General features: G+C 48.7%; 21 protein-coding genes and 1 riboswitch. Of the genes, 15 read left to right on the top strand and 6 right to left on the bottom strand.

Going from position 1 to position 21,869, the window contains the following annotated elements; all coding sequences use genetic code 11:
• Nucleotides 1–711 precede the first annotated feature (711 nt).
• From mgtE to WMO41_RS06290, 3 genes are all read left to right on the top strand, one after another.
• On the top strand, nucleotides 712–2,133 hold the full coding sequence (mgtE, locus tag WMO41_RS06300) for a magnesium transporter (protein WP_349229006.1): 1,422 nt from the start codon (nucleotides 712–714) through the stop codon (nucleotides 2,131–2,133).
• A 130-nt stretch (nucleotides 2,134–2,263) separates the two neighbouring features.
• Entirely contained in the window at nucleotides 2,264–2,782 is a 519-nt protein-coding gene (locus WMO41_RS06295) for a peptidylprolyl isomerase (RefSeq protein ID WP_349229005.1), read from the top strand.
• Between the two features lie 18 nt (nucleotides 2,783–2,800).
• On the top strand, nucleotides 2,801–3,547 hold the full coding sequence (locus WMO41_RS06290) for a GNAT family N-acetyltransferase (RefSeq protein WP_349229004.1): 747 nt from the start codon (nucleotides 2,801–2,803) through the stop codon (nucleotides 3,545–3,547).
• Nucleotides 3,548–3,713: 166 nt separating this feature from the next.
• Here WMO41_RS06290 and WMO41_RS06285 read toward each other — a convergent pair whose 3' ends face one another.
• The 3 genes from WMO41_RS06285 to WMO41_RS06275 all read right to left on the bottom strand — a co-directional run bounded on the left by WMO41_RS06285 (nucleotide 3,714) and on the right by WMO41_RS06275 (nucleotide 9,698).
• Nucleotides 3,714–6,707, bottom strand: coding sequence for an EAL domain-containing protein (locus WMO41_RS06285; protein WP_349229003.1), 2,994 nt, complete (start codon nucleotides 6,705–6,707; stop codon nucleotides 3,714–3,716).
• 291 nt (nucleotides 6,708–6,998) lie between these two features.
• Nucleotides 6,999–7,074: riboswitch (cyclic di-GMP riboswitch) on the bottom strand.
• Between the two features lie 194 nt (nucleotides 7,075–7,268).
• On the bottom strand, nucleotides 7,269–8,804 hold the full coding sequence (locus WMO41_RS06280) for a sodium/proline symporter (RefSeq protein ID WP_349229002.1): 1,536 nt from the start codon (nucleotides 8,802–8,804) through the stop codon (nucleotides 7,269–7,271).
• 309 nt (nucleotides 8,805–9,113) lie between these two features.
• On the bottom strand, nucleotides 9,114–9,698 hold the full coding sequence (locus tag WMO41_RS06275; protein ID WP_349229001.1) for a TetR/AcrR family transcriptional regulator: 585 nt from the start codon (nucleotides 9,696–9,698) through the stop codon (nucleotides 9,114–9,116).
• A 165-nt stretch (nucleotides 9,699–9,863) separates the two neighbouring features.
• Between WMO41_RS06275 and WMO41_RS06270 the strand changes: the two genes are divergently transcribed.
• The 3 genes from WMO41_RS06270 (at nucleotide 9,864) to spoIIID (ending at nucleotide 11,483) form a co-directional block, all read left to right on the top strand.
• Nucleotides 9,864–10,922: an FUSC family protein gene (locus WMO41_RS06270; RefSeq protein WP_349229000.1), complete on the top strand. Its 1,059-nt coding sequence runs from the start codon at nucleotides 9,864–9,866 to the stop codon at nucleotides 10,920–10,922.
• Nucleotides 10,923–10,959: 37 nt separating this feature from the next.
• Entirely contained in the window at nucleotides 10,960–11,133 is a 174-nt protein-coding gene (locus tag WMO41_RS06265) for a chorismate--pyruvate lyase (protein WP_118533521.1), read from the top strand.
• Nucleotides 11,134–11,204: 71 nt separating this feature from the next.
• Complete coding sequence (gene spoIIID, locus WMO41_RS06260; protein ID WP_177292259.1) at nucleotides 11,205–11,483, top strand: sporulation transcriptional regulator SpoIIID; 279 nt, start codon at nucleotides 11,205–11,207, stop codon at nucleotides 11,481–11,483.
• A gap of 60 nt (nucleotides 11,484–11,543) precedes the next feature.
• On the opposite strand, the gene WMO41_RS06255 is transcribed toward spoIIID, so the two are convergent.
• On the bottom strand, nucleotides 11,544–12,272 hold the full coding sequence (locus tag WMO41_RS06255) for a histidine phosphatase family protein (protein ID WP_349228999.1): 729 nt from the start codon (nucleotides 12,270–12,272) through the stop codon (nucleotides 11,544–11,546).
• Nucleotides 12,273–12,460: 188 nt separating this feature from the next.
• Between WMO41_RS06255 and WMO41_RS06250 the strand changes: the two genes are divergently transcribed.
• The 5 genes from WMO41_RS06250 to WMO41_RS06230 all read left to right on the top strand — a co-directional run bounded on the left by WMO41_RS06250 (nucleotide 12,461) and on the right by WMO41_RS06230 (nucleotide 16,822).
• Complete coding sequence (locus tag WMO41_RS06250) at nucleotides 12,461–13,426, top strand: D-2-hydroxyacid dehydrogenase (RefSeq protein WP_349228998.1); 966 nt, start codon at nucleotides 12,461–12,463, stop codon at nucleotides 13,424–13,426.
• A gap of 75 nt (nucleotides 13,427–13,501) precedes the next feature.
• A complete protein-coding gene (locus tag WMO41_RS06245) occupies nucleotides 13,502–13,933 on the top strand; it encodes a protease complex subunit PrcB family protein (RefSeq protein ID WP_177292256.1) in 432 nt (143 codons plus the stop codon).
• A 95-nt stretch (nucleotides 13,934–14,028) separates the two neighbouring features.
• On the top strand, nucleotides 14,029–14,679 hold the full coding sequence (gene cysE / locus WMO41_RS06240; protein WP_349228997.1) for a serine O-acetyltransferase: 651 nt from the start codon (nucleotides 14,029–14,031) through the stop codon (nucleotides 14,677–14,679).
• 101 nt (nucleotides 14,680–14,780) lie between these two features.
• Nucleotides 14,781–16,337: a DUF3794 and LysM peptidoglycan-binding domain-containing protein gene (locus WMO41_RS06235; RefSeq protein WP_349228996.1), complete on the top strand. Its 1,557-nt coding sequence runs from the start codon at nucleotides 14,781–14,783 to the stop codon at nucleotides 16,335–16,337.
• A 206-nt stretch (nucleotides 16,338–16,543) separates the two neighbouring features.
• Nucleotides 16,544–16,822, top strand: a complete 279-nt coding sequence (locus tag WMO41_RS06230) for a GIY-YIG nuclease family protein (protein WP_177292253.1) — start codon at nucleotides 16,544–16,546, stop codon at nucleotides 16,820–16,822.
• A 20-nt stretch (nucleotides 16,823–16,842) separates the two neighbouring features.
• Here the strand turns inward: WMO41_RS06230 and trhA are convergent, their stop codons facing one another.
• Complete coding sequence (gene trhA / locus WMO41_RS06225; RefSeq protein ID WP_177292252.1) at nucleotides 16,843–17,493, bottom strand: PAQR family membrane homeostasis protein TrhA; 651 nt, start codon at nucleotides 17,491–17,493, stop codon at nucleotides 16,843–16,845.
• A 158-nt stretch (nucleotides 17,494–17,651) separates the two neighbouring features.
• Here trhA and WMO41_RS06220 point away from each other — a divergent pair, with 158 nt between their 5' ends.
• The 3 genes from WMO41_RS06220 (at nucleotide 17,652) to WMO41_RS06210 (ending at nucleotide 19,487) form a co-directional block, all read left to right on the top strand.
• Complete coding sequence (locus WMO41_RS06220) at nucleotides 17,652–18,557, top strand: RluA family pseudouridine synthase (protein ID WP_349228995.1); 906 nt, start codon at nucleotides 17,652–17,654, stop codon at nucleotides 18,555–18,557.
• A 316-nt stretch (nucleotides 18,558–18,873) separates the two neighbouring features.
• Nucleotides 18,874–19,149 (top strand): type II toxin-antitoxin system HicB family antitoxin, encoded by a 276-nt coding sequence (locus tag WMO41_RS06215; RefSeq protein ID WP_118533499.1) that lies wholly within the window; start codon nucleotides 18,874–18,876, stop codon nucleotides 19,147–19,149.
• Between the two features lie 80 nt (nucleotides 19,150–19,229).
• Nucleotides 19,230–19,487 carry a TIGR03905 family TSCPD domain-containing protein gene (locus tag WMO41_RS06210; RefSeq protein WP_118533497.1) on the top strand — a complete coding sequence of 86 codons (258 nt, stop codon included), beginning with the start codon at nucleotides 19,230–19,232 and terminating at the stop codon, nucleotides 19,485–19,487.
• Here the strand turns inward: WMO41_RS06210 and WMO41_RS06205 are convergent, their stop codons facing one another.
• A complete protein-coding gene (locus WMO41_RS06205) occupies nucleotides 19,488–20,372 on the bottom strand; it encodes a LysR family transcriptional regulator (RefSeq protein WP_349228994.1) in 885 nt (294 codons plus the stop codon). It lies immediately after the preceding gene.
• A 185-nt stretch (nucleotides 20,373–20,557) separates the two neighbouring features.
• Between WMO41_RS06205 and WMO41_RS06200 the strand changes: the two genes are divergently transcribed.
• Nucleotides 20,558–21,835, top strand: coding sequence for an L-cysteine desulfidase family protein (locus WMO41_RS06200; protein WP_349228993.1), 1,278 nt, complete (start codon nucleotides 20,558–20,560; stop codon nucleotides 21,833–21,835).
• Nucleotides 21,836–21,869 lie beyond the last annotated feature (34 nt).

The raw sequence follows: 21,869 nt of genomic DNA, 5'->3' as shown, positions 1-21,869 counted from the left end.
GAGGTGTGAATCTCTGGGGTTTTTGTTTGCCAGAAAAGCAAATTCTGTGAAAAATGGAAGTAAAAGTGGTGAAAAATTTATCAGTTGAAGAAATTGGGTGGTTGACGATAAAAAAACCGTGTAGTATAGTTGTAGAGGAAATTATTGATCGTGCGTAACTGTTCAGTATCCTCACAGTTACGATCGTGCATATATAAGGAGGTGAGATGATGGACGTCGCGGACAGTTATAAGCGAATGAGCGGCAATGGAAGAGAGAAGAAGACCGGCAGCCTGTCTGAATCCGCTGTCTGTCATCTCACACGATAGAATCAGGAAATAGAAAGAATGTCTGATTGGTGATGCCGGAGCGGCTGGCATCCGGATCAGGCTGATTTGCTGTGGTTTCTGTGTTGTCAGGATTGCAGTGTTATTTCTCTGTGTGTCTGCCATTGCCCGTTTACAGTGAAACTGGTGATGGCATTTTTTATTTGCGGAAACGGAAAAGACAGTTTCAGGCAGATGTTTTGCTGCATAGATTTTGCTTTTGAGATTCTGGTCAGCTGATATGCTGTGCTATGCGTTAAGAATCTGCAAAGACTGGGAAGAAAGCAAAAACTGCAGGCAGCAGGTTTGCGCAGATCAAAAATGCCCTGTCCACGGGTGACAGCCGTGAGAGCAAACTGCCGGGCAGAAGGTGAAAACCGGAACTCAGGCAGAGAAAGGGGCAGACATGGAAAAGATGAGAGAGAACGACGGAAAAGATACCGCAGTTCAGGTTCGTGACTACCAGACGGAACTGGAGCAGATCATGCGGAGCAATGTATCCCCGCGGGTGTTAAAGGATCGCATTTCCGACTACCATGAGAACGATATCGCATCCTCCTTCGAGGTGCTGACAAGAGATGAGAGAGAGCGGCTGTACCGCATCTTAGATGCAGAGCAGCTTTCCGATATTTTTGAATATCTGGATAACGCAGAGATTTATTTTGAGGAACTGAACGCAAGAAAGAAGGTTGAAGTTCTTTCCTGCATGGAGGTTGATCAGGCGGCAGCGCTGTTAAAGCGTCTGGACAAGCCGGAGCGCAACATGCTCATCGACCTTATTGACAACGAGTCCAAGCGCGACATTGCCATGCTGGAGTCTTTCGATGAAGATGAGATCGGAAGCCGCATGAGCATGAACTTTATTGAAATCAAAGCCGGTATCAGCATCCGTGAAGCCATGCGGGAACTGATTGACCAGGCGGCGGAGAATGACAACATCTCCACGCTGTATGTAACCGATGACAACCACACCTTCTGTGGTGCCATTGATTTAAAAGACCTCATTATTGCCCGGGAGGGCAGCAAGCTGGACGACATCATCATGGAGTCTTACCCGTATGTGTACGCCCGTGAGATGATTGAAGACTGTATCGAGCGGATGAAGGATTATTCCGAGGATTCCATTCCGGTACTGGATGAGAACAACAAGATCATCGGTGTCATCACATCCCAGGATATCATCCAGGTTGTAGATGATGAGATGGGCGATGATTACGCAAAGTTAGCAGGTCTTGCTTCTGAGGAGGAATTAAACGAGCCGATCCGCCAGAGTGTGCATAAGCGTCTGCCGTGGCTGATCATCCTGTTGGGCCTTGGCCTGGTGGTTTCCAGTGTGGTAGGACTGTTTGAGGGCGTGGTGGCCCAGCTTACCATTGTCATCTGCTTCCAGTCCCTGATCCTGGACATGGCCGGAAACGTTGGTACCCAGTCTCTGGCAGTTACCATCCGTGTGCTGATGGACGAGAACCTGGACGGCAAGCAGAAGCTCGGCCTGGTATTCAAAGAGGCAAGAGTTGGTATGTGCAATGGTATGATCCTTGGAATTCTTTCCTTTATATGTATCGGCGCGTACGTTGTTTTTGCAAAGGGCATGACCCCGTTTTTCGGTTTTTCCGTATCCGCCTGCATTGGAGTGGCATTGCTTCTTGCAATGATCATTTCCAGTATTTCCGGTACGGTGATTCCGATTCTGTTTAAAAAGTTTGGCGTAGACCCAGCGGTTGCGTCCGGTCCGCTCATTACGACCGTGAACGACCTGGTAGCCGTTGTGTCTTACTACGGACTGACCTGGATCTTCCTGATTGAGATGCTGCATTTAGCAGATTAGAAAATAAGAATGTTTTGAGATGCTGCATGACTTGGATGTTTGCGTATCAGGGGAATGTATGATATAATGTTTTTCATCTTAGCGTTTGAGTTGTAATACGAGACGCACCACACGAAGGGAGATTTGATCCATGAAAAATCCAGAGATTACCATTACCATGGAAGACGGCGGCGTGATCCGCGCAGAATTATATCCGGAGGTTGCTCCGAACACGGTAAAGAACTTTATCAGCCTGGCAAAGAGGGGCTACTATGACGGCCTTATTTTCCACAGAGTCATCAAAGGCTTCATGATTCAGGGCGGATGCCCGAACGGCAACGGCATGGGCGGCCCGGGCTACTCCATCAAGGGTGAGTTCAGTCAGAACGGTTTCCAGAACGACTTAAAGCACACCGCAGGCGTTCTTTCCATGGCACGTTCCATGATGCCAAACTCCGCAGGTTCCCAGTTCTTCATCATGCACAAAGACGCTCCGCACTTAGACGGCGCATACGCAGCATTCGGTATGGTTGTTGACGGTATGGACGTAGTAAACAAGATTGCCGAGACCCGCACCGACTACAGCGACAGACCGCTCAAAGAGCAGAAAATCAAGAGCATGACCGTAGATACCTTCGGCGAAGAGTACGACGAGCCGGAGAAGTGCTAATTCAGAGGAAAAGAATATATGGTTCAGAACTATACAGTTTGGGTAGAAAATAACGCATATCCGGTGGTGGTTTCTGACGAACGAGAGGCTCTCCTTGCTGCGAAAGCAGTGGGGAGAGTTTTTGTTGCGTTATATACCGAAAATCCGGAACAGGAAACTCTCTGGGACGCCGAGTATCTCGCTGCCCCGGATGCCATTTGCCCGGAATACTTAGAGCGCATCGTGCGCCGTCACATCGGCCTCCCATGGATCATTGCCGAGACCGACCGTCTGATCATCCGGGAATTTACTCTGGATGACATCGCGCAGATGCCAGAAGAACCAGATGTCTGGTACACAGAAGAAGAGCGCACTGCAGACCGGGTTTTTTATGACAAAGACAAACTGGAATCCTACATCAAAAGTCAGTACCGCTTCTATGAGTACGGAATCTGGGCGGTGGTGCGGAAAGCAGATGATGTGATCGTGGGAAAAGCCGGGGTGACGAATCTGGAAGAATCAGAGCATGGTGAATTCGGCAACAAAACAATACCAACAGAAGAATCTGCAGAATATCTGGAACTCGGCTACCACATCTTTCGCCCCTACCGCCGCCAAGGTTATGCAGAAGAAGCCTGCCGTGCCATTTTAAATTATGCCAAAGAAGAACTTGCCTGCCCGGTATGCGCCCGGGTGGCAAAAGAAAATACAGCATCCATCCAGTTGCTGGAGAAATTAAAACTGCCGTATTTCACGATAGATTGCAAAAGAAAAACATATCTGTAATCCGTATATGTTGTCGAAAACTATTTGCGCAATAAGGATGTTATTTACAAAAAAGTGACCGGGGAATGATGGGGGGACTTTACGATCAAGCAAACTCGATCTTACGAACTTCTGTCAAAAACGTCTCGTCACTGGATTTATCCCCCCAGTAACGAGACGTAATACATCATAATTTCTCATAGCAAACTACTTGATTTTTTCCGTTTGACTTTGCAAAATACATTGCCTGATCTGCCTTATCGATCATTTTTTCGTACCGGGAATTATCTGTTGTATATCCAATACTAACAGTAACATTATCAAAGCTATCGTTTCTTCCGATACATAGATTTCGAATGGTATTTAACATTTCGAGTGCCTGATGTGCAGCCAATTCTTTTGCTCCCTCTGAAATACCCAGAATTTCTTCGCCTCCATACCGAAAGAAGCAGATATTCTGTTCCTTCCCATACTCTTTTAAGGCATAAGAAATCTTACGCAAACACTCATCTCCGGCCTCATGTCCATTCGTATCATTGTACTTCTTAAAATTATCCACATCTATCATATACATTGTAGTAGGATGAATAGCTTTATCTGCCAATGCATTTTTAAGATAGTCAAATAGAGATTTGCGATTAAGAAGACCTGTAAGGAAATCCCTGCGACTTTCATAATCAGCCTGATTATATTTGTCTGTCATCGTCTGAAGTTCCTGTTTCACTAGATTCATTTGATTATCATTTTCTTTTTCCTTTGAAATGTCCATTCCATATAGAACGGCTTCCAAATGCTTGGTTTTCGGATTCTCCAGGAGATGAACCGTAATTCTGGACCAACGTATACTCTTGTCATCGTAGTATGACAATGTTTCCAGGCTAATTTCTCTTTTGCCTTCTTCGTGAGCCTTTAAAAGTGCATCGCGACAAAATGTCTTGAAAAAGTTTTCTTGTTTTTCTTTGTCTGGCACAAACAAAGAAATTTGCCGGATGAGCGTATCCACACTCTGAATATTTTGAAGATTGCGGGCATTTTGTGCCATTCCTGTAGAACTAAGACATTCATCCAGAGTCACATTCATGTGGAACACCCCTTGTTTCTCCGGCATAGATTTGAGAATTGCCAGTATTTGCGAATCGTATTTTCTCTCCATCATTTTCTGTTTTGTAACATCACGACCCATTTCCATAAAATAACGCTTTCCGTTCCAGTTGAAATATTGAGCCGTTAGAGAAAAAATATAGTTTCCGTCATCCACTTCTAGCTGGCGTCGGTTTTCACCATGCATCAGCCACATGGGACAGTGAGCACACATTTTGTCCGCTCCCATCATGTATTGATAGCATTTCTGCCCGACATAACTCTCATCTGGTTTTCCAGAGATTGCCCGAGTGGCCTGGTTGGCGTAAACTATTTCCATGGTATCCGGTTCACAAACCTGTATAAAATATTCGGTTCTGTCCAAAATGGCTGCCAAAAGATCCTGTTCTTTTTCAGAGGTTGCAATCGGTTTTTTCTGCTCTTCCTCGCTGAAAAGATGCAGGTATGTTTCTCTTTTTTTTATACTTTTCTTTTGTTCCTCCAGATATTGATAAAAATCCGCTTCCGGCATGGGTCTGGCAAAATAGTAGCCTTGAATATAGTCGCATCCATGTACTTGCAAAAATTCATACTCTGTTTCGGTTTCTACTCCTTCGGCAACAACCTGAATACTCATTTCATGGCACATTGCAATAATCGCTCGAACAATGCTGCGTGTATCCAGATTTAATTCGATTTTCTTAATAAATCCCATATCAAGCTTTAATATGTCAAATCGAAAGTTTTGAATCATGCTGAATGATGAATAGCCACTCCCAAAATCATCCAATACAATTTTGCAGCCGCTCTTTCGGATTTCATCAAGGTAATCTTTGCACAGATTCTCCATCGTATTAAACGCAGTTTCTGTAGTCTCAAAACGCAAATGCTTTTTTAATACAGATGAATGGTTTATCTTTTGCAAAATCGCATAACGCATCTTCTCATCATATAAGTCCATCCAGGATAAGTTGATTGCTACAGGTACAATTATCTGATTCTTCTGCGAACGTTCCAATAGTTTTTGCGACACCATTTCTAACACATATTGATCCAGTTGGGTAATATGGCCATGCTTTTCTAAAACAGGTACAAAGATATCAGGGCGAATAAAACCATGTTCCGGATGATTCCAGCGGACCAATGCTTCAGCTGCAACCACTGTTTGCGTAATTGTATCCACGATCGGCTGATAATAAACCTCAATCTCTCCATGCTCGATGGCCTGAGCATATTCAAACAGAATCTGGGAGTGGTCGATATATTCTTTCCTCATTACCTCATCAAAGATAGCATAGGGCTTTACATAAGCGTTTACAATATGATTGCTGGCAAGAGCAGCACGGTCAATCATTCCGGATACAGACATGGATTTGTCTTCCACATAATAGATTCCGTGTAATATATGGATTGGCATCGTTTTTCCATTGTATGACCATGTATGAATGCTATATTCTGTAAGCTGCGCTGGGTTAAAGTCCTTTTGTTTATAAAAACACACAAAAATATCATTATGTATGCGTGATAGTGCCAATGGCTTTGAATTTTGCTCAATTTCCAGATATTCCTGGCAAAGCAATACATCCCCTGCTGCAAAACCAAAAATCCCGTTGATGGATTTAAAGTTTTGGATATTATAATAAGTGAGCACAAAGTTATCCTTTGGCGCGGCATCTTTCAAAATAGCCTCCACCTTTCGAATAAAACCTTTTTTGCTGAAACCTCCCGTTAATTTGTCATAATATTCCTGGTCATACAAGGCATTAAACTCTGATTCCGTATTTGGTAACTGTTTGGCATAGCGTTCCTTTTCTCCCACCGTACTAAAAACTAACGCATAATTTTCACTGCCATCTTCTGCAAGGACCGGTACTGCATCAACGGTTTCATATATTTTCCGAATTGGGTCAAAATAGGTTTTTGGTCCCTTAATTCGATTAGCTACCGGACACGGTGGACAAGGTGTATCCAGATTCATCAGACACTTGTAGCATTTCTCACCTTTCTTTAATGATGGATATAAATCTAGCGCAGTCTGATTAAATGTCACGATATCATAATCTTTGTTGATTATGTAAGTTCCTGATGATTGTTCAACCATTATTTTCTCCTGACTTGAAACACTTTTGTGTAGCGGTTAGAATAGTTTCATTATTTACCATTTTTATACATACCTGTTGTCAAACGTTCATCTTTTGGTTGCTCTGTATCCTATGATATTACCAAGACTTTACCAGATTGAATTGCACCAGTCAGCTTTCCTATCGCGTTTCCCCCTAGCTCATTGTTCAGATAAGCTCATCTTCCAGTAAATTTCTGATGGCGTTACATCGATTTGTTTTAAATCTTCTCCCCCCAAAAAAAAACAGCACTGCCTTCTCCAGCAATGCTAACGTGCAACTGGCTGCCATTTTACAGGCTCTATAGCTTTGCGTCGCTATCTTTCGATAATTTTGCTCGAATATATTTATTGTATTCGCCTTACGACTGCTTGTCAACATTTGCCGTAATTACTACACCGATTAAGTCATTACAACATGTTTAAGTCCCGCCGCTGTCCAATCTCCAATCTTAAGCCATCTTGTCACTGCTTTTTTATTTGAGAAAGAAAAAGCTGCGCAACAACCTTGGCAGGCCGTCGCGCAGCGACTTAGTTCAATTTTTATTTCCCCACAGAATCAAATTCTCTGCAGATCTCCTCTGACGGAGCCTTGGTTGCCAGGGATACGATTACGATAGCCAGTGCGGATACTACGAATGCCGGAAGCAGTTCGTAGATATTCCAGGTGCCGCCCATTGGGCGTACCAGATACTTCCATACGAATACCATCACGCCGCCGGCCACCATTCCGGCAATGGCACCCTGAAGATTGGTGCGCTTCCAGAACAGGGAGAAAAGTACCAGCGGGCCAAATGCTGCACCGAAACCAGCCCATGCGAAGGATACGATGTAGAATACGGAGCTGTCCGGGTTCCATGCCAGGAAGATACTAACGATGGCAATGCCGACTACGGTCAGGCGGGCTGCCATCATGGAGGCAGCGGTGCTCATTTTAATCTTTAAGAAGTCCTGCATCAGGTTCTGGGAAACACCGGAAGCTGCGGTTAACAGCTGGGAGTCTGCGGTGGACATGGTGCATGCCAGGATACCGGCCAGAACCACGCCTGCAATCAGGGAAAGCAGGAAATTGTGCTGTCCTAACAAATGAGCAAACTGAATGATGACGGTTTCAGATTCAGAACTCTGGGTAAAGAGCGGAATTGCGCCAGCCACGGAAGCAGCGTAACCAATGATGCCGATTAAGATAGCCACGCACATGGAAATCAGCACCCATACGGTAGCAATGCGGCGGGAAAGGGTCAGCTTTTTCTCATCCTCGATTGCCATGAAACGGAGCAGGATATGCGGCATGCCAAAATATCCAAGGCCCCACGCGGTGGTGGATACAATGGTTAAGAGACTGTAAGGTGCTGCATCACCGGTCGCACGGTCATGAATGTGCGTCATGGAGAGGTATCCTGCCAGAGAGGTTGCGTTGTTTACTACCTCGTCCCAGCCGCCAGCCATATGGATGCCGTAGAATACGATCACGATCAGGGAAATTGTCATGACGATACTCTGGATCAGGTCGGTGGTGGAGACCGCCAGAAATCCGCCCATAACGGTGTAACCTATAATAACAATGGCACCCACGCTCATAGTCATATGATAATCAACGCCGAACAGGCTGGAGAACAGAGTTCCGATAGCTTTAAAACCGGAAGCGGTGTACGGGATAAAGAAAATCAGAATCACGATAGCCGCGATACACATCAGGATGTTCTTTTCATCGTGAAATCTTCTGGAAAAGAAATCCGGAATGGTGATAGCATTGCAGACTACGGAGTAACGGCGCAGCCGCTGGGCTACAATCAGCCAGTTTAAGTAGGTACCGACGCCAAGACCGATGGCGGTCCAGCCTGCGTCAGCGATACCGGAGAGGTAAGCCACGCCCGGCAGTCCCATTAAGAGCCAGCTGCTCATATCGGATGCCTCCGCGCTCATGGCGGTTACAAGCGGTCCGAGTTTCCGGCCGCCTAAGTAGAAATCGTCAGCGGAATTGCCGCTGCCCTGTTTGCTGAAATAGAATCCCACGTAAACCATTGCTGCCAGATAGATGACAATGGCTGCCAGGATTCCAATCTGTCCTGATAGCATAGATTTTTCCTCCTCATTCCCATGCTGGTTTTCAGCACCAGCTGTATGATGTGGTCGATTATAGCATGGATCAAAATAGACTACAATACAGAATAAAGTATAGAACGAATACTGTACGATTTAATTGAAATAACAGTTAAAACTATATTTTATAAGGAAAAACAACTAGACGATAAAAGAAAATAAAATAGATACAAAAAATGTATTTTTTAGAGACGGAGGTTCTGTGCGTCAAAAACGATCCTCAAAGATGTATCTGTCGGCATATCTGACTCTGGTTTTCTGGTATGAAAAACAGCTTCCAGCCGGTCAGGGCTGAAAGCTGCTTAAGAATCCGGGCATCACCTCCCCGGCATATTCTACCAGAGAGTATTCTCCGGAACAGAGGCACCAGTCATAGAGCAGGGCACGTTCACACAAAGCATAAAGCTTCACCATCTCATTGACATTGGAACGGGTGCTGAGTTCACCGTCAGTCTGCCCTTTTGCGATAATCTTTCGAAGAAGCTTATAGTAGATCCGGTTATGATCCAGCAAATGTTTTTCTCCGCTGGTGGTAAGCTGCGTGGAGTAAAGCCTTGCCAGAAGATCCAGGGAAATGCTGTTTTCAATCATGCGGAACAGTTCCTGGTTTAAAAAGAGAAGCTGGTCCATGGCACTCATTTCCGGTGTCAGCTGCGGCAGCAGCTCTTCATATTTTTCATCAAACAGGGAGCTTAAGGTGGAAAGAAGCGCGTCCTTGCCGTCAAAATAGTGGTAAAAAGAGCCTTTGGAAGTTCCGGACAGATCAATGATTTCTTCCACGGTGGTATCCTCATAACCCTGTTCATAGAACAGTTTCCATGCGGCACTTACAATTTTTCCGCGGGTATTGCGTGCGTTTTTCTTTGCCATAACAGCCTCCTGTTTCTTCGTATGAGTCGATTATAAAGAAGGAAAAAGACGATGTCAACTGTTCTGCCGGGCCGACGGAAGCGGCTATATGGCAAAAATATTTGACATTCTTTTCTGTACACGATATAGTTATTCACTGATAATCAAAGAAAAGGCAGGGATGTTATGACATTTTACCAGGAATTACAGTTAAGCTCCGCAGGCTCCAAAAACCTGATCCGGCGGACAACTGATAAAGAAGAAAAGAAACGGCATATCTTCATTTATAATATAAAGGTCTACCTTGTGGTCGCGTTCTGTTTTGCGGTGGTTACCGCGTTCAGTCTGCTGTTTGGCTCTGCCAACAGTATAGCAGGTGTGGTGGTGCTTCTGGCACTTCTGGTTCTGCGCCAGGCAGACTTTGGAATTCGCACCTCCCACGGCCTCATTTGCATCGGCTTCATCTTTGGCGTGCTGATTGCAGGCCCGCGCGTTTCCAATATGCTGGCGCCGGGATACGCGTTTTTTGCAAACTGTGCCTTCATCATGATTCTGATGGTACTGGGCTGCCACAATGTGATCATGTCGAATCACTCCACATTTGTTCTGAGCTATCTGCTGCTGAAGGGCTACGACGTCAGCGGCGCCGATTACGAAAAACGTGTATGGGGATTGCTTTTGGGAATGGTCATCTGCATGGCCGTATTTTACAAAAATCAGAGACTGCGCCCATACCGCAGGAGCTTTCTGGATCTGTTCCGGGAATTCCATTTTCATTCTGCAAGAAACTGGTGGTACATCCGCATGACATTAACAGTCTCTACGGCCCTTCTCATCATGAATCTTCTTGGACTCCCAAGAGCCATGTGGGCCGGAATTGCCTGCATGTCCGTGTGCCTGCCATTTTCCGGAGACATGGAGCCGAGAGCGAAAACCCGAGGTTTGTACAATATTCTGGGCTGTACAGTCTTTGCAGCACTGTATTTTCTGTTGCCGGAGTCCCTGCATCCATATCTGGGAATTTTAGGCGGAATCGGTGTTGGTTATTCTGCCGGTTATGCATGGCAGACTGTATTTAATACCTTCGGTGCGCTCTATATTGCGTCCGGGGCATTTGGACTGATCGGAGCGATTGCGCTTAGAATCGGAACCAATGTGGGAGCGGCAGTGTATACCATGCTGTTGGATCAGATTTTAAACCGGCTGTTTGGCCGGGAAATGAAAGGAGAGAAAGCGTTACAGTGAGCACAACGTGTGAACAGTAACGAGAAAGGAGAAAGCTATGTTTGAGAGAGTTGAGTACACCGTAGCAAGAATTGACGGAGATTATGCGTATTTGCAGCGCGTGGATGATCCGTCCGCAGAAGAAAAATGCGTGGCACGGGCGCTGCTTCCGGCAGAAATCAGCGAAGGCTGCCGCGTGGCATATGAAATGTTGGAATATAGTATGGCGTAAAATCGGATAACCGGTATAACCCCTCAGAATTCTTCATACATTGTAAAAAAGAATTCTGAGGGGTTTTTCCTTTGAAGGATTATATTGAAGAGCGGGCCGTTGCCATTGCCAATTACATCATAGACCACAATGCCACGGTGCGGCAGGCGGCAAAGCAGTTTGGAATTTCCAAATCCACCGTGCACAAGGACGTGGCTGATCGTCTGGAATACATAAATCCGGCGCTAGCGGCCCGGGCAAGGATTGTGTTGAACATCAACAAATCCGAGCGGCATATCCGCGGCGGCATGGCCACGCGGGAGAAATATCAGCACAGAGTGGCAATCTGCAGCCGGGAGGAAAATTCCTAGGGGTAGGAGCAGCCGTCAGATATTCGGACCATAACAGCAAATATAAAAAGAGCGGCGTGTTCAGTCATGCCGCTCTTCTTCGTTATCCCAGGTTTCACAGAACCGTGCCGCAAAGGAAGGTTCTTCCCCGGCTGCGTAAAGGTGGGAAACATCCCCAAACGCGCTGACACGGAAGCTGGCAATGCCTTGTCTCCGTTCCTCAGTGTAAATGGTGGTGACGGAGGATGGTGCCGCGCACAGGCCATGCCACAGTGGCATCGGCGAAACGTGCATCAGGTGGCTTAAGAGCACGCACTCCACACCGAAATGGCAGAACAGCACGATGGTGTCCCGGTTTGGCCGGACGGCCCGGTAGTACAGGCCTTCCCGCTCATATCCGTGGGAGGCCAGAAGCCGGTCGAATTCCTTTGTGACCCATTTGTATTCCAGTTCCGCGTTCACGGAGCGCATGGCATTGGTGTGATACCATTCCTCCGGATCATAATAGCGGGGTTCCTTCGTCCAGATTTCCGGAAGCCAGTCCCAGATGCTGGTGCTTCGGTCCATGCCTGGTTTTACAATGCGCGGGGAAAATTCCCGGAGCCATTCACAGGTTTCGGCGGTGCGCCCCAGCTTCTTTAAGGTCAGGGACGCGGTATCGTTTGCCCGGCCCAGTGGAGATACGTAATAGGCATCCGCAGGCATGCGCACAAGTCGGTTGGAGAGCAGTTCCGCCTCCTTCCAGCCGGTCGGAGTTAAGGAGTCAATGGAGTAGTCCGGGTCAGCGTGTCTTACGATTACAAGTTTCATGAAAGTTCCTTTCGTTGTGTTATCGTAACTGTGAGGGTACTGAACAGTTACGTATGTTCTGCATTCCGTTGTCATTCTATTTTACCATTCCCGTCCTGACGAAACAAGCAATAGATTTTTTCTTGTGCATTCGCTGCATATGGTCTAAAATGGAAAAAGAAAAAATTTCAATACGGAGGATCCCCCCAATGAAGAACATCTTAGTTGCTATGCCATTCCATGACGCACATAAGGCTTATATCGAAAAAATCGGCGCAGGCTGTGAGTTTCACTATACGACCATCAAAACTGCCACTGCAGAGGAAGTAAAAGCTGCCGATATCATTTTCGGAAACATCAGCCCGGAGCTGGTGAAACAGAATGACCATCTGGAGTGGATGCAGTTGAACTCCGCTGGTTCTGATCAGTACTGCAAGCCGGGTGTTATCGGACCGGACACCATTCTGACCTGTGCGACCGGCGCGTATGGCCTGTCTGTGTCTGAGCATATGGTTTCCATGTCCATGATGCTCTGCCGCAAAATGGATTTATATATGAAGAATCAGATGAACCATGAGTGGAAGGAAGAGGGAAGTGTAACCTCCATCTGGAATTCTACCACACTGGTAGCAGGTCTTGGTGATATCGGAAGCGAGTACGCAAAGCGCATGAAGGCGCTGGGCAGCCATGTCATCGGCATCCGCCGTCATGTGGCAGACAAGCCGGACTTTATTGATGAGCTTTACACGATGGATCAGCTGGATGAGGTTCTGCCGAAGGTGGATTTCGCGGTATTCATTCTGCCGAGCACCCCGGCTACCCATCATATCATGGATGAGCGCCGCCTGCGCCTCATGAAGCCGGGTAGCTATCTCATCAATGCAGGCCGCGGCGATGCGGTGGACTGCGACGCTTTAAATAAAGTCCTGTGTGAGGGTGTAAGCCTGGCAGGCTGTGCCTTAGATGTAACGGAACCGGAGCCGCTTCCGGCAGACCACCCGCTGTGGGATGCGCCGCGCACTATCATTACCCCGCACAGCGCCGGAAAGTTCCATCTGCAGGAGACCTTCGAGCGCATTGTGCGGATTACCGGGGAAAATCTGGAGAAATATCTGGCTGGTGAGAAGCTTAAGATGCGCAACCAGGTAGATGTGAAGACCGGAAACCGGAAGTAAAAAGCATAAGTCCAGGCATACATTCGGCCCTGGAAGAATAGGTTATTACTATCAAATTTTTTCGGGGAGGCTGTTATGGGAAAGAAAAAAAGCGGGAAAGTGCTGGTAATCCTGGCTCTTCTGGCCTGGGTCTTTGTGGTGCGGTTTCTGACGGCCTGCAGCGTGGAGAAGGATGACCTGAAAAAGGTGCGTGACCTGGAATTTACCGTAGTCGGGGAGGCAGATCTGCCGGAAGAACTGAAGAACGTGATCGGAGAGAAAAAGGCGGCACCCTTCAAGCTGACCTACACCGATGACCAGAATCTTTACATAGTCGTGGGTTACGGGGAGCAGGAGACCGGCGGATACAGCATTTCTGTGAGGGAGCTTTACCTGACAGAGAACGCGATTGTGGCGGACACGGAGCTTTTGGGACCGGAGGCTGCGGAGCAGGCAGGTACGGAAAAATCATTCCCGTACATTGTCATAAAAACGGAATATCTGGAGGAACCAATTATATTCCAGTAAAATACTAGGAATTATTTGCTCAGCACTTGTATTTCCTTTGCATCATATGATAAAATAAGAGCCAAAATCCTAACGTATTGCGGAGGCTTGGAATTATGATTTTGAAAGATATCTGGATGGATGTAAAGGCAGTACAGGAACGTGACCCGGCGGCACGGAGTGCCCTGGAAGTACTTCTTCTTTACCAGGGCGTGCATGCCCTGATCTGGCACCGGTTTGCCCACTGGTTTTATAAGCACCATATGTTTTTTATCGCGCGGCTGATTTCTCAGATCGCCCGCTTTTTCACCCTGATCGAGATTCATCCCGGAGCACAGCTGGGGCATGGCATTTTAATTGACCACGGCTGCGGCGTGGTGATTGGTGAGACTACGGTAGTCGGGGATAACTGCACCATTTATCAGGGTGTGACTCTGGGCGGCGTCGGCCTGAACAAAGGAAAGCGCCATCCTACCCTGGGGAACAATGTCACCGTAGGATGCGGCGCCAAGATTCTCGGCGCTTTTGAGGTGGGAGACAACTGCCAGATTGCGGCCAACGCAGTACTTTTAAAGCCGCTGGACAACGACACTACGGCGGTCGGTATCCCGGCGCAGCCGGTCAAGGTAGCGGGTGTTCCCATTGAAAACCGGAAAAAAGCGGTGACCATGGAACACTATGAAAGGATGGAGAAGCGTGTCCGGGAGCTAGAGGCCGAACTGGAGCGCCTGAAGGCGGAAATGGCAGACAGCTCAGGAGAAGACTGATCGCGCGGAGTGTCGGCCTGGCAGTATCATAAAACGAAAAGCATTCACATAGACTTTCTGTAAAGGGTTTCTGATATGGAAAGGAAGGTGGGTGCTTTTTTATGCTGGAACTGGAAAAACAGAACCTGCACAGAAACCGTCTGAAAAGCCAGACGGAAGCGCAGGTAACCCTGGATGATGATTTTATTGTTCCGGATACCATGAGTGACATTGACGAGGTGATCCTGGATTCCGGTCTTATTCAGCTGGAGCCGGTGAAGGTGCAGCGGGAGCGGATCACAGTGCGGGGAAAGCTGGATTTTCATGTGCTTTACCGCAGGGAGGAGGGAGGCCTGCAGGCGCTGGGTGGGGCGATCCCCTTTGAGGAAACCATCAATGTGCCGGATCTGGATGAAAAGGATTATGTCAGTGTTTCCTGGCAGCTGGATGACCTGAACACGGAGATGGTCCATTCCCGCAAGCTGGGAATCAAGGCGATCGTAACGCTGGAGGCAAAGGCAGAGAGCCTGTATGACACGGCGGCAGCCGTGGATGTGAACGGGGTGGATGAGGAAATCCATCTCCAGGTGAGACGGGAGCAGATCCCGGCAGCGGCCATTGCCCTGCGCAGAAAAGATACCTACCGCTTAAAGCAGGACATCACGCTTCCTGGCAGCAAACCGGCCATTGAGCGGATGCTGTGGACAGAAATGAAGCTTGCCGGGGGCCAGGCAAAGCCGCTGGACGGCCAGATCCATCTGGAGGGAACCCTGATGGTATTTGCCCTGTATGAGGGCGGCGAGAGCGGCATGGTTCAGTGGGTCGAGGAAAGCATTCCATTCTCAGGGGAAGTGGAAATGCAGGGTGCGGCTGCGGAGTTGATTCCGGCCATCGGCCTGAAGCTGATCCACCGTGACCTGGAGGAAAAGCCGGATTACGATGGGGAGATGCGGGAGCTTTCCATCGACGCGATCATTGAGCTGGATGTACGCCTTTATGAGGAACAGCAGCTGGAGCTTTTGCAGGATCTGTATGCCACGAACCGGGAAATTGTGCTGGACACCGGCGAGGCGGTCTTTGACCGGATCCTGACCCGCAATTTCGGAAAATGCAGGGTTGCGGAGAATGTGGAGATGGAAACAGACCCCAGGGTGCTGCAAATCTGCCACAGCAGCGGAAGCGTGAAGCTGGATGGGGCGGAGGTCCTGGAGAACGCGCTGGTGGTAGATGGTGTTCTGGAGGTAAAGCTTCTGTATCTGACAGACGATGACGCAAGGCCGGTGCAGGCGGCCACCCGCCTGGTGCCCTTCCATTATGATGCAGAGGTTCCGGGCATCACAGAGGAAAGCATCTGGTATCTGGAGCCGGGACTGGAGCAGCTGACCGCGGTCATGGCAGGAGGCGGACAGGCGGAGCTGCGCGGTGTGATCACCCTGGATTTACTGGTTCTGCAGCCGGAGAAAAAACAGGTAATTTTGCAGGCGCAGGTTCAGCCGGCAGATACAGAAAAAATGAAAGCCATGCCGGGCATTGTCGGCTATCTTGTACAGCCCGGAGACAGCCTGTGGGATGTGGCGAAGCGTTTTCATACGACAGAAGCGTCGATACTGGCGGCGAACGATCTGCCAGGAGGCACCATCAGTGCGGGGGACTGCCTGATTCTGGTAAAAGAAATTTAGGGGTAACTGCACAAAACGGGCAAAACTGCGTAAGATGTAGTATAAGATATAGCTGGTCACTGCATCAGGCCGGTGCTTTTCATAGATCAGGGAGACCTGGGCGGCGCATGCTGTACTTGCAAGAAGCAGGCGCCGCCTACATAGCGTTGCGCGGGAGCATTTCTTATGGTACGATGATAACCGTAATGCAAAGGATGGGAAGAACGATGTCAGAAGAAAATTACACCTATATTCTGGAGTGCGCGGACGGAACCCTCTACTGCGGATGGACAAACCATCTGAAGGAGCGGGTGGCGGCCCACAATGCCGGAAAAGGCGCCAAATACACAAAAAACCGCAGGCCCGTGGTGTTGAAGTATTACGAAACCTTCAGCACGAAGCAGGAGGCCATGCGGCGGGAATGGGCGGTCAAGCAGTTAAGCCGGAAGGAAAAACTGGCGCTGATCGGACAGTTTCAAAAACAGCAGATGCCAGAAACGCAGTAAAAAGGCCGCCGGGTAACTGTTCAGGCAACGAACGCGTACATCATGATGTAATGGCAGAGGCTTCCACCCATAACGAACAGGTGGAAAATCTCGTGGGAGCCGAAGTAGCGGTGTTTCTGGTTGAAGATCGGCAGCTTCATGGCGTAGATCACGCCGCCAACGGTGTAGATGATACCGCCGGCCAGGAGCCATCCAAAGGCCTGGCGCGGAAGCGCTGCGATGATCTTTCCAAAGGCCAGCACGCAGACCCAGCCCATGGCAATGTAAATCAGGGAAGAAAACCATTTGGGGCAGGTGATCCACAGCGCGTTTATGAGAATGCCTGCAGCGGCAATGCCCCATACCAGCGCCAGAAGGAGCCAGCCGGTGCGGTCGCCCAGAACCAGCATACAGACCGGAGTGTAGGTCCCGGCAATCAGAATGAAAATCATCATGTGGTCCACCTTGCGCAGCATGCGGTTTATCTTCGGTGAGATGTCCAGCGTATGGTAGACGGTGCTGGCCGCGTAGAGCAGCACCATGCTGGTAATAAAAATGGTAAGAGCCAGCACGTGGCTGCGGCCGGGCTCCTGCGCTGCCTTGATGATGAGCGGGGAAGCGGCGCAAAGCGCCAGGATCATGGCAATAAAATGAGTCAGGGCACTGCCCGGATCTTTGATTTTCAGAGTCATAAAAATTCCTCCTTTTTAGAAAAAACAATATAGTTTTGAAAACTACGTCTAACTGTTTTATATACTATACAGCGACAGGGAGAAAAATGCAAGGCTTTTTGCGGAAAAACTTTGAAAATCAAACTATTTGACAAAAAATACCAAAAAGGGAGAGCAGCATGCTGAATATACTATATGAAGACGAAGCAGTTTTAGTGGTATGGAAACCGGTGGGGATGGAGTCCCAGTCCGGCCGTGGTTTTGACGCGGATATGGTCAGTGAGATCAAACGCTATTTATCCACAAAGAGAGCGGTGGATAATCACAACTTGTCCACAAAGCCAGTGGAACCTTATGTGGGAGTTATCCACAGACTGGATAAGCCGGTCAGCGGCGTGATGGTGTATGCTAAAACGAAAAGCGCGGCAGCTGCGCTGAGTAAACAGGTGTCGGAGGGAAAAATGCATAAAAAATATCTCGCGGTGCTCTGTGGAAAACCTGTGGATAATGTGGAAAAGTATGTGGATTATCTGTTGAAAGACGAGAGGGAAAACACTTCCAGGATTGTGGATATGGGGATAAAAGGTGGAAAACGCGCAGAACTCATCTGCAGGCTGCTTGAGACAAAGCCGGTGGAACCTTATGGGGAGCTGACACTGGCAGAAATTGAGCTTCTTACGGGACGGCATCACCAGATCCGCGTGCAGATGTCTGGTCATGGACTGCCGCTCTGGGGGGATAACCGCTACAATCCCGCTTTCCGGAAAGGGGATGCGGCAATGTCAGACTGTGCGGCAGAAAACGGCGGGCGGGAACAGATGGCAGAAAAGAACCGGGAATCCGGCCGCACTACGCTTCGCGGACGGCGCCGGGGCGATACAGGACGCAGCGCCCGCCCGCCCCGGGCGGATGTGGCCCTGGCGGCGTATGAACTGACCTTTACGCATCCGGAAACCGGGAAGTCCATGACATTTCAGCATAATCCGTCGGGCGGCATCTTCCGCCAGTTCCAGATGCCTAGTATAATCCACGATAATTACCGCTCCATTACACGCAGGATAAATTTTCATGTGCAAGGAAGCTGAATGAGGCGATGCCGGTAGCATCGTCGATTGAAGCTGACGCGGCAGATGGAAATTTAGACAAGTGAAAGGGGCGGATAATTATTGTGGATTATACTAGGCAGCAATGAGAACAGGAAAACAGCCAGTGCATTCTGTGGCCGTATAAATCCGGAAAGAGCGGGCAGACTAGAGAATGTACAAAGGAAGTACAGATCAAAAAGCAGGTGAGTCCATGGGAAACCGACCGAGACACTAATGATAACTCCATTTACATATGAAAAAAAATGTCGTATACTGGTACTGCTTCACGAAATGAAAAGAAACAGGAGGCAGGATCATGACATTTACCTATCCTGCGGTGATCACACCGCATAAAGACGACGATGGTTTCCATATCGTATTCCCGGACCTGGAACTCTGCGAGGGAGACGGACCGGATTTAGAGGATGCTCTGGACGATGCCAGAGAGGCGGCCTACAACTGGCTGATGCTGGAACTGGAAGAAGGCGGAGAGTTCCCGGCACAGAGCCATGAGGAAGATATTGAAGTTCCGGAGGGCGGATTTGTACGCCGCATCATCGTGCGGATCAAACTGCTGCCGGACAGCGACTGATTACGATGCAACCTGGCCGGAGCTGCTTGCGGAAGCTGCGGCCAGATTGCATGCTGTATACAATGAGGAGGAGTTGAACTATGAGATACACTGTAAAACCACACGACGTGTGCCCGACATCCCTGTCCTTTGACCTGGAGGGCGACGTAGTAAGAAACGTAGAATTTACAAGAGGCTGCAACGGCAACTTAAAGGCCATCAGCAAGCTGGTAGACGGCATGACCGTAGACCAGATCTACAACACCCTGCACGGCAATACCTGCGGCTACAAAGATACATCCTGCGCGGACCAGCTGGCCCAGGCAGTGCGCCAGTGCTACGAGGAGAGCCAGAAATAATCAGCTCATTTCCTGTGCGAGACGCAGGAATTCCTGCATTTCTTTTGTGACCCATTTATCTTTGTGATAGAAAATCTGCCGCCAGGTCTGCATCTGAAATCCGCGGACCCTAAGCGCGGTCAGCCGTTTCAGCTCTATTTCCCGTCGGATGGTAAATTCCGGCAGAAACGAGATTCCCGTATTTTTTAAAAGCATGTGAATAATGAATTCGGTACTGCCGATTTCCAGAAACGGCCGGATCACACGGTCTGTAGATGCCAGATACTGTTCTAACATATGACGGTAGCTGGCATCTTTTTCTGTGAGCAGAAATGGAAAACGCAGCACCTCGTCAAGCTCCAGCTCCCGATTGGCCCTGGCCAGCTCATGATCCGGAGAAGCCACAAAAATATTCTCTTCCGGTTCCTCCAGGGTTTTGCACCAGCGGTTGTCATAGATGCGCCGGTCTAAGAGATACACGAGATCAATGGCATTTTCGTTCATCCGGTTTAACAGAACATCCGGTGAATCCGTAACAATGCTGATGGTGACCTCTGGGTAGAGCCGGTGATATTCGGACAGCAGATCCGGAAAGATAGAGGCGCAGATGGACTCGATGGTGCCAAGACAGAGCTTGCCGTTTAACGAGGAAGAATCGGAGACTGCGCTCCGGGCCTGCTCTAAGTCCTTCTGGATGGTAACCGCGTACTGGTAGAAGACCTGTCCCTGGTGGGTCAGGGAGATCTGTTTTCCAATGCGGTCAAACAGATGGACACCCAGCTCCCCTTCGAGCTGTTTGATCTGAATGGTGACAGCGGCCTGGGAGTAGCCGAGCTGCTTTGCGGCCTTGGAAAAACTCTGGTGCTGCGCTACCTGGAGAAAGGTGCTGATTTCGCGAAATTCCATGGAGATCCCTTCTTTCATCATTAAAAAATTTTAAACAATATGATAAAATCTTTAAATTTTACATTAACGTAACTATATGTTACAGTAAATTTATCAACAAGGCAAGCCGTAATGATGAATTCCGGATGGCCCTCATATCTGATCAGTATGAAATGGCCACAAGATAAAAGAAAGGTGATAATGAGATGGAAAAGTCAGATCCGCGTTATCAGGCATACATCCAGATCCTGAAAGAAGAACTGATTCCGGCTATGGGATGTACCGAGCCGATCGCGCTGGCCTACGCAGGCGCAGTTGCAAAAAAGACACTGGGAGAACAGCCGGACAAAGTAAAGGTGGAAGCCAGCGGCAGCATCATCAAGAATGTAAAATCCGTGATCGTGCCGAACACCGGTCACTTAAAAGGCATCAATGCGGCAGTGACCGCGGGTATTGTGGCAGGAAATCCGGACAAACAGCTGGAAGTCATTGCCCAGGTTAGCCCGGAGCAGATTCAGCAGATGAAGCAGTTTATGGAAGATGTGCCGATTGAAATCGAACATCTTGCAGGCGGCTGCACGTTCGATATTATCGTAACCGTATATCATGGAGAGGACTACGCGAAGGTGCGTATCGCAAATTACCATACCAACATTGTTCTCGTTGAAAAGAACGGGAAGGTTCTGCGCAGCGAAGCTGTTTCCGATGACAGCGAAGACGGCCTGACCGACCGCACGCTGCTTGATATGGAACATATCTGGGATTTTGCGACAACGGTGGATATCAGCGATGTCAAAGAACTTCTGGATCAGCAGATTTCCTGCAATGTGGCCATTGCGGAAGAAGGACTGAAGAATGATTACGGCGCAAACATCGGCAAGGTACTTCTGGATATGGATGGAGACGATGTCCGCGTGAGAGCAAAAGCCATGGCAGCAGCCGGTTCCGATGCCCGCATGAATGGCTGTGAGATGCCGGTAGTCATCAACTCCGGAAGCGGCAACCAGGGTATCACCACCTCAGTTCCGGTCATTGTTTATGCAAAAGAGCTGGGGGTCAGCGATGAGATGCGCTACCGCGCCCTGACGCTGTCCAATCTGACAACCATCCACGTAAAGACACCGATCGGCCGTCTGTCTGCTTACTGCGGAGCAGTAGGAGCAGGTGCCGGAGCAGGTGCCGGAATCGCATATCTGTGTGGCGGCGGTCTGAAGGAAGTAGAGCACACCGTAGTCAATGCCCTGGCAATCGTATCTGGTATTGTATGTGATGGCGCAAAGGCATCCTGCGCAGCCAAGATCGCGGCAGCAGTCGATGCCGGCATCCTCGGCTACAACATGTATATCCGCGGCCAGCAGTTCCGCGGCGGAGACGGTATTGTATCCAAGGGCGTAGAGAATACCTTACAGAATGTCGGCCGTCTCGGAAAAGACGGTATGAAAGAAACCAACGAAGAGATCATCAAGATTATGATCGAAGCATAATTCGGGACAAAACCTGAAACAGGATAAAACCCTC

This window comes from Ventrimonas faecis, from assembly GCF_040096075.1.
Lineage (GTDB): Bacteria > Bacillota > Clostridia > Lachnospirales > Lachnospiraceae > Brotaphodocola > Brotaphodocola faecis.
Note: the sequence above shows the minus strand (reverse complement) of the source record. Positions and strands in the feature narration are given on the sequence as shown.